Consider the following 255-nt stretch of genomic DNA (forward strand, 5'->3'; position numbering starts at 1 on the left):
ACCCACAGCTCATCCCCTAATTTTTCAACATTAGTGGGTTCGGACCTCCAGTGCGTGTTACCGCACCTTCATCCTGGCCATGAGTAGATCACTTGGTTTCGGGTCTACACCCAGCGACTATCGCCCTGTTCGGACTCGATTTCTCTACGGCTTCCCTATTCGGTTAACCTTGCCACTGAATGTAAGTCGCTGACCCATTATACAAAAGGTACGCAGTCACCCCCGAAGAGGCTCCTACTGTTTGTATGCACACGG

Annotated in this window: 1 rRNA gene; it reads right to left on the reverse strand. The window is 51.4% G+C overall.

The features are described from left to right. Nucleotides 1-255: ribosomal RNA gene (locus GTP46_RS29275) — 23S ribosomal RNA — on the reverse strand; the annotation flags it as partial.

This window comes from Duganella flavida (assembly GCF_009857445.1).
GTDB lineage: Bacteria > Pseudomonadota > Gammaproteobacteria > Burkholderiales > Burkholderiaceae_D > Rugamonas > Rugamonas flavida.